Source organism: Caldicoprobacter sp., from assembly GCF_047459465.1.
Classification (GTDB): Bacteria; Bacillota; Clostridia; order Caldicoprobacterales; family Caldicoprobacteraceae; genus Caldicoprobacter.
In genome coordinates this window covers 1-7,851 of the sequence record NZ_VSCO01000085.1, presented here as the reverse complement: position 1 = coordinate 7,851, position 7,851 = coordinate 1, and the positions used below count along the sequence as shown (strand labels likewise).

5 protein-coding genes are annotated in these 7,851 nt (G+C 43.3%); all 5 read right to left on the bottom strand.

What is annotated here, in order from left to right; translation table 11 throughout:
* Positions 1-332: 332 nt before the first annotated feature.
* The 5 genes from FWJ59_RS06515 to FWJ59_RS06495 all read right to left on the bottom strand — a co-directional run bounded on the left by FWJ59_RS06515 (position 333) and on the right by FWJ59_RS06495 (position 7,652).
* Entirely contained in the window at positions 333-1,265 is a 933-nt protein-coding gene (locus FWJ59_RS06515; protein WP_414481159.1) for a carbohydrate ABC transporter permease, read from the bottom strand.
* A gap of 14 nt (positions 1,266-1,279) precedes the next feature.
* Positions 1,280-2,254 carry an ABC transporter permease gene (locus FWJ59_RS06510; RefSeq protein ID WP_414481158.1) on the bottom strand — a complete coding sequence of 325 codons (975 nt, stop codon included), beginning with the start codon at positions 2,252-2,254 and terminating at the stop codon, positions 1,280-1,282.
* Between the two features lie 143 nt (positions 2,255-2,397).
* Positions 2,398-4,131, bottom strand: coding sequence for an extracellular solute-binding protein (locus FWJ59_RS06505; protein WP_414481157.1), 1,734 nt, complete (start codon positions 4,129-4,131; stop codon positions 2,398-2,400).
* A gap of 114 nt (positions 4,132-4,245) precedes the next feature.
* Entirely contained in the window at positions 4,246-6,051 is a 1,806-nt protein-coding gene (locus FWJ59_RS06500) for a histidine kinase (RefSeq protein WP_414481156.1), read from the bottom strand.
* Positions 6,048-7,652: a response regulator gene (locus tag FWJ59_RS06495; RefSeq protein ID WP_414481155.1), complete on the bottom strand. Its 1,605-nt coding sequence runs from the start codon at positions 7,650-7,652 to the stop codon at positions 6,048-6,050. The genes FWJ59_RS06500 and FWJ59_RS06495 overlap by 4 nt, the downstream gene beginning before the upstream one ends.
* Between the last annotated feature and the right edge of the window lie 199 nt (positions 7,653-7,851).

Below are 7,851 nucleotides of genomic sequence, written 5' to 3'. Positions count from 1 at the left end.
CCATAAAATTATTAAAGACCCTTACCTGACATTCATTAGTCAGATAAAGGTCTCATCCTCAGACTTTATAAGTCCGCCTTCCAACCGAGCACTGCATTTACCAGCAGTGCCGTCATGACGATTGGAAGTATTGCCCGGTAAAAATTCTTCAGGGCAACGGATTACTCCCCTTTAAATTTTGATTTTTAATTTTATTTTAATAATTCTGACCTCTGATTTCTAATATTACAAGAAAAAATCGACATTGTCAATAAAGCCCAATAAAAAAGTCCGGGTAACCCGGACCAGCTCAAAAATTGCTCTTCTTTCAATGTAATTAACGGATATAATAACTACTCCTTAACGCCGCCTATCAACATACCTTTGACAAAATACTTCTGCAGGAACGGGTAAACCATTATTACCGGAACCGAAACCACGATCATCATGGTAGCTCGGATAGCATACGGGGTTACCTTTTGGTAGCTTGCCCCCTGGGCAGCGGCGGCCTGGAAATCTATCCGCTGCATGCTGGCATTTGAAAATGCGAGCACTTTCTGAAGCTCATACTGCAACGTACTTAAATGTTCTTTGGATGAATTGTACAGAAACACGTCGAACCAAGAATTCCACTGCCATACCCCGGTAAAGAGGGCCACCGTTGCCAGCACCGGCGCGCACAAGGGTAGCACTATATTGACGAAAGTACGAAATTCTCCCGCTCCGTCGATTTTTGCGGACTCTATGAGGCTGGATGGCAAATTTTCAATAAACGTACGGATGACGATCAGGTTGAAAGCGCCAATTATATTCGGCCAGATGTATATCCCGAAAGTACCTATCAGGCCGAGGTTGCGCATCAGCAAATAAGTAGGGATAAGCCCCCCGTTAAAATACATCGTCAACAGGAAAATCACGGTAACAAATCGCCGCAACACATATTCCGGACGGCTTATGGTATAAGCCACCATAGCCGAACAAAATACCGTCAGCACCGTACCAATAACCGTCCGCAAAACCGAGATCAATGCTGCATTGGCTATATTGGATTCCTGAAAAACAAACTTATAGTTCTCCAAGGAGAATTTCCGAGGCCACAGATAGATGCCGCCCTTAAGGGAATCGGTAGCATCATTCAGCGACACTGCCAGCGTATTAATCATTGGATATAAGGTCACTATCACCAGTAGGATCAACAGGGTATGGTTAACTATTTCAAAGGCCCAATCACCTGCTGACATGCGCCCAATTCTTTTTTTACGTTTTTGCCTTCCTCCATTAGCCATACTGTTACGCCCCCTTAATACAGCCTAACTTCGCCTATACGCTTTGCAATGTTATTTGCTGCAGTTATTAATATAAAGCTGACTACCGTCTTAAAAATACTAGCTGCAACCGAAAGAGAAAAATTGTACAACCTGATGCCGTAATTCAACACAAATATGTCAAGGTTTTCAGAGTAGTCTATATTCATGCCGTTTCCAAGCAAATACTGCGGTTCAAAGCCCGATTCCAACAGATATCCGATGTTCATAATGAGCAATACTATTATGACATTGCGTATCCCCGGAAGGGTAATATGCCACATCTTTCTAAAACGTCCTGCCCCATCTATCTCAGCGGCCTCATACAGGCCGGGATCAATCACCGCTATAGCAGCCAAATACACAATGGTATTCCACCCTACGTTTTTCCACACGATGCTGGCTCCATAAATGCCCCAAAACCACTCACCAATGCCTAAAAACAAAATCTCTTTGCCCTCTTCAATCAATCCAAGAAACTTCAATAAATCATTGACAACTCCATCTACGGCAAGAATATTCTGAATGATACCCGCTGCAACCACCCAGGAAAGGAAGTACGGCATATAGCTGATGGTCTGCACCGTTCGCTTAAAGGCCATATTGCGCACTTCGTTGAGCATCAAAGCGAGACTAATCGCAGTGACAAATCCCAGTACCAGATTGATGAGGCTCATGACAATGGTGTTTCTAAGCACTAGCAAAAACCGCTCGTTGGTGAACAAAAACTTAAAATGTTCAAACCCCACCCATTCCTGTTCCCAAAAGCTTTTTGCTGGCTTATAATCTTGAAAGGCAATAGCCCACCCCCAAATGGGTAAATATTTAAAGATGATAACCCATATGACGAAAGGAATAGACATCAGTACCAGCGCCCGTTGCTGGACAAGTAATTTAAAAAAACTTTTTCTTCCTTTTGGTTTTTGTTTTGTAGATGTTGCCGCCTTGGTAAGAGCGAGATTATTGTCCATTCTTGCTTCCCTCCAATTGCACCGAATAAGCTACCGAAAATAAGTAAAATAAATAAAAAAATTAGAAGGAGGGGCGGAAGGCCAGCTTTATGAAAACTTTGATCGGGCTGGCCTTCCATCTCCATGGGTATAAGCAGGCCTCTTTATTTCTTAACCGTTTCAATGATCTTCTTGATCTCCTCGGTAAACCATCTCTCATATCCTTCAATATCCAGCTTGTTGAGTTCAGCAACGTATTCCTCCCATACCTTCTCAAACTCTTCAGGCTCACACAGAACTAGCTTGGGTATATACTTCCTCTGAACCTCAGCCTTTTGCTGTTCAAACAGCTGTTGCTCTGGTCCTCTGGGGATACCCCATGCAGGATACCACGGACGCTCATCAGGCGGACTAAACAGATCAGCATAGGTCTTTATACCATAAGCCTGGAAGAATTTCTTGTCAGCTTCTGTCAGGCTAAGCTCGAATATTTCTGGTTGCCTGCCTGGTACAGCAGCATTGCCATCCGAAAGCGTGGAGGCAGTACCCCAATGCGGCCAATCCCAACTGAACATGGTAAAGCCATATTCTTCGTTGAATTTTTGATCCATCATATCTATCATTTCCTGGGTCCTGTACATACGGCCGTTTTCATCCCTCAAGTAAGTCTCGCCTTCTATACCCCATTTTACCAGTATCTGCGTCTCCTCTTTCAGCAGGTGGTCAACAAACTCGATCACCCGTTCGGGATCCTTGCACTTGACAGTAATGCCCCACCCGCGGTTTTTCACAAACTGAACCGGCTCAAGATACTGGTCTTTAATGGTTTCATCAAAAACGATGGGGAGTGGGAAGTACCTGTAACCATCTTCTTCTGGATTGGCCCTGGCTGCATCGCTCAAAGCTGCCTGTGCATCCCCTATCTGCCAAGCCTGGTCACACATTCCCAGCACTTTATGCGACGTCAGCTTGGCAATATACTGGTCGTAATTGTCGGTGAAAGCTGCCCTGTCAAACAGACCTTTAGCATTGATCTCGTTCAACTTTTTCCACCATCTCTTATCCCACTCGGTACCTGCATAAATACGAGCTTCGTAGGTATTCAAGTCGACCATAACTTCTCCGTCGTTGGGATAACCAGCCAGGTGGTTGGGAGCGTTGGTGGTAGCGAAGAACCTCCAGTCATCGGTCAGGGTTGTAAACCCAATCAACTTCTCATCTGGATGAGCTTTGACAAACCTTTCAATAACATCAAAGTATTCGTCTACCGTCTTAAGCCTGGGGAAACCGGCCCACTCAAGTACGCGGCGTTGTATCCAAAATGCTGTCATGTTGGGACCCGGATCAGGCTGGAACTCTCCCACCTGGGTGGAAAACACGAAAATAGGAATCGTTCCATCATCCCATACCATTCTCTCTTTGATGGGTCCAAAGACTTTGTTTATGTTGGGATATTTCTCGTTGCCAATGTAAGGAGATAAATCGATAAAGCCCCCTGCTTGTACAACAGCTTCGATCCCGTCATCGGGCACAAGCACATCGGGATAATCTCGGGACGCAATCATGGTCCCGATTTTGGTTTGCAGCTCTCCAACCAGATATTCAACTTTGAAGTTTACTCCCGTCTGTTCTTCGAGAATTTTACCAATCTTTGTCTCATTCATGTACATGTCCTTTTTACCTTGAACTGCAACGAACATGGTAAAGGTCACTTTCTCTTTGGGTTTCTCTGTCTCTTCTTCTTTCTCTTCCTCCGTCTCTTGTCCTGAAGATGGAGTCGATGATGGAGTTTCAGTCTGTTCTGTCTTAGTGCTTTCTTTGCTTCCACAAGCCGTCAATACAAGAGCCAGTATGACCATCAAACACATGAAAGATATTAACCATCGCCTTCTAGTCACGCTTATACACTCCTTTCTCCCTAATTGCTTGGTGTGGTTAAATACAGTGTAACCTGTACCCTATAGTTTATCAACCATACAAACTTTAGAAAAAACTTTAAAAATTTTATAATTTCATGGATGATTAATTGGGAGATTGGAGTGCACGTCAACCGGTATAGTGATCTGCACCAGAGTACCTCCCCCTGGCTTGCTGTCAATAAGCAGCTGAAACTTATCTTCATACAACATTTTTAGGCGGTTGATCACATTGTGGATACCTACCCGCTCTCCCATCTCCTCCTTTTGCCTAAGGTACCCGTAAATCCGCTCCACCTGTTCCTTGGACATTCCGACTCCGTTATCCCGTACCGAAAATAACAGGTGATTGTCACGAATCTTGATGGCAATATCGAGCTTTCCACCCTCTTTCATGGGCTCGATTCCGTGAATGCTGGCATTTTCAACAAAAGGCAAAAAAACCATTTTAGGAATGGGGACGTTTAGGGCATCATCATCCACGTCTATATGGTAATTAAGCCGATCCCCAAAGCGGTATTTCTGCACTTCCAAAAAGCAATTGATAAAATCCAACTCTTCTTTCACCGTAATATAACCTTTATCCCATGTAAGGGATGACCTTAAAAGCTTGGCCATATTGTGAATAATTCTTGCCGTTTCAACCTCGTTTTTCATCAAGCTACGCATTCGTATGGTCTCCAACGAGTTAAATAAAAAGTGTAGATTGATTTGGCTCTGCAGCGCGTTGAGCCTCGCTTTAAAATGCTGAATCTCCAAGTTCTTTTGACGAATATCCGCCATATATACGTCATTTATCAAACTCTTTATCTGCAAGATCATCCTGTTGAATTCGCTTTGCAATTCTCCTATCTCATCCCGTGCCTCGGGACCCTCAATGGGTACAAATTGTTGCTTTTTTGCCTTTTCCATATGATGGAGGATATTGATAAGCCGCACATTCATTGAATTGGTGATCCAGAAAATGATTGCTGTGGAGTAAAAGAGATTGATAATAACCATCCAGATAATGAACTGCCGCGATTTGCGCACTTCGGTTAAAACTTCGTCTTCCGGGATTATGCTGACCAATTTCCAATTGTTCAAATATCTGTTCCCTGAATAGGTAGCAACCAATTTAATAGAATTTCGGGGAAAGTGAAGCTGATCAAAATAAATGGATTCGGCCTGCCAATTTACACTTGGGTCGGTGGTATATTGGATTTGATCCAGTTCGTTGAGCAAATAGATGTGTCCATTTATATTAAGGTTGGAAAACACTTGCTCTATTGCCCTGGTTCGCAATTCAATCTTAATGATCTTTTCACATTTACTCTCACCAAATAGGTTGAAATAGTTCATGCGGCGCACAATAACAAAGGTATCGCGAACTTCTTCATCGTGCCTGTAGCTATCTTCCCGCTTTGTCCTGGTCAGGACGACAGAAGAGCCTTTTTTTTCTGCCGCTATCAGCGCCTGATACCAGTCGGAATTACGAATTTCATCGGATAGATAACCAATTCCACCGGCAAACAACAGGGTAGGGTTGTCCAAATAAATCTTGATATTTTGCATGAACGTATAAGAGGGGATATAGCTATTTAGAATCTTTCGTAAATACGAATCGTACGCTGTGATGTAGTCAAGTTGAGTTTGATACTCTCTCTCCAGGATTTCATTTAAGATGTAATCAGTATAGAACACCAGGGATACCTTTACAGCATCGTCAATCTCCATTTGAAATTCTTTTTTTATCTGTTCCAAAGCACGAGTGAGTTCCTTCAACCGTTGATTTTTTACATTATTTGTTGTAACCACATAGAATACTATATTGGTAAAAACGATGGGCAACAACACGCAAAAGATGTAGATGATCATCATTTTGTCGCGCAGTTTAACATTGTCAAGGTTAAGCAACTTCATCTCTGCCCCTTATCCTCCCCTCCACACTTAAGGCACTGATTGCGATACTCCGCCGGAGTCATCTTTACCACCTTTTCGAATTGGGTGACGAAATACTCGGGATTGTTAAATCCAACCCGCTCCGCAATCTCATAAACACATAGATCGGTTTGACGTAATAGGCGCTTTGCTTCGTTTATTCGAAGATTCATCAGATATTCACGGAAATAAACCCCGTAAGCTTTTTTAAAAATCTGTCCTAAATAGGTGGGATTCATATAGAACATAGCTCCCAGGCTCTTTAAGCTTATATCTTCACAAAAATGAGAATCGATATAGCTCTTGATCTTGTGTATAATGCCGCGGCTTCTCTCCAAGTTAAGTTCAGCAATGTACCCTGCACTTTCCAACATAAAAGCGAGAAAATATCGCTTAAGCGTCTCAGGGGCAATGTTTAAGTCCTGCCAACCCACCATAAATTGAAGGGTTTTCAGTTCGTCTTCCCTTCCTTTCAATTCCCTGATCAGACGAACCACGCTAAAAACACACTGATTGATTGCCGTTTTGACCACCTCTGGGGCAAAACGGTGTTCCCGAAAAGCGTTGAAGATTCTCTCCACAGCCTCGCGTATTTGCGCCTCATCGTTTTCCTCCACTCCTTCCATCAATTGCTGGCGTAGGCTGGGCTCCAGCTCCATATACTGGAGAGGCTGGTCCTTCACCTTTTCGTATACCACCACTCCTCCGGGAAGGGCAAATTTGTACTGTAACGCTTCTTTAGCAGTAGCGTATGCTCTATGAAGCTGACCCACATGTGGGACGGGAACTCCCACATATATCATGACGGTTTTGCCAATGGCTTCCGACAGGCGAGTCTGCAAAGTAGACGCCAAGCGCTCTGTGCTTCCAAAAAAAGCCGAAAGAACCCTATCGGTCACTATCATGCCATATAGGCTTCTCTCATGCTGGTACAAAAAAACCGGCTCTTTAAGCCCGAGGATTTGGGCTATGATATGTCCTAAATGCTGACAAAATTCCCAGTCAGAAAACACATGGCTGCCGCTTTCTTCCCAAAGGTGATCATCGTTGATTTCGATAAACATATAAAACAACTTCTTGGCTTCTTGTATGCCGAGGACCTGTTCCCACTCTTCAATGTTTTTATGGTTTGTCTCTCCTTTAAGCAAAGCTTCAAAGATAGCATTTATCCATATAACATCGGTTTTTTTCATAATTATCTGGTCCTTGGTAATTTGCCTCCTTAAGCGCAATAGAATGTCCTGCAGTTCATCCTGGTCCACCGGTTTGAGGATAAAATCCGATACCCCATAGCGCATGGCCTGTTGGGCATATTTAAATTCATCATATCCACTGATGATGATAAACTTAGTTGTTAAATGCCCAGCCTGGCTTACACGGCGAATTAACTCCAAACCATCCAGTACCGGCATGCGTATATCGGTAATAACCAAATCGGGATGCTTTTCCGTAATTATTCGGAGTGCATCTTCTCCATTGTCCGCCTCACCGATAATCTCGTAACCACAGCTTTCCCAGTCAATGAGGGTACGCAATCCCATCCGCACAAATTGTTCATCGTCGACTAACAGTACGCTAAGCACATCCATCACCCCATTTACACAAGGGTTTTAGATGGTTTTGGGTTTAAATTTTTTTTACTTATTGGCATTCTGAAAAATAACCAGGCATAAAGGTATAAACCTTACTAAATGGCATATAGCAGGCTTTGGCTATTGCTGAATATAAAGCGGAATGCTTACAGGGTATGAAAGGCGGAATAAGCTTCATCAATGCTAATTT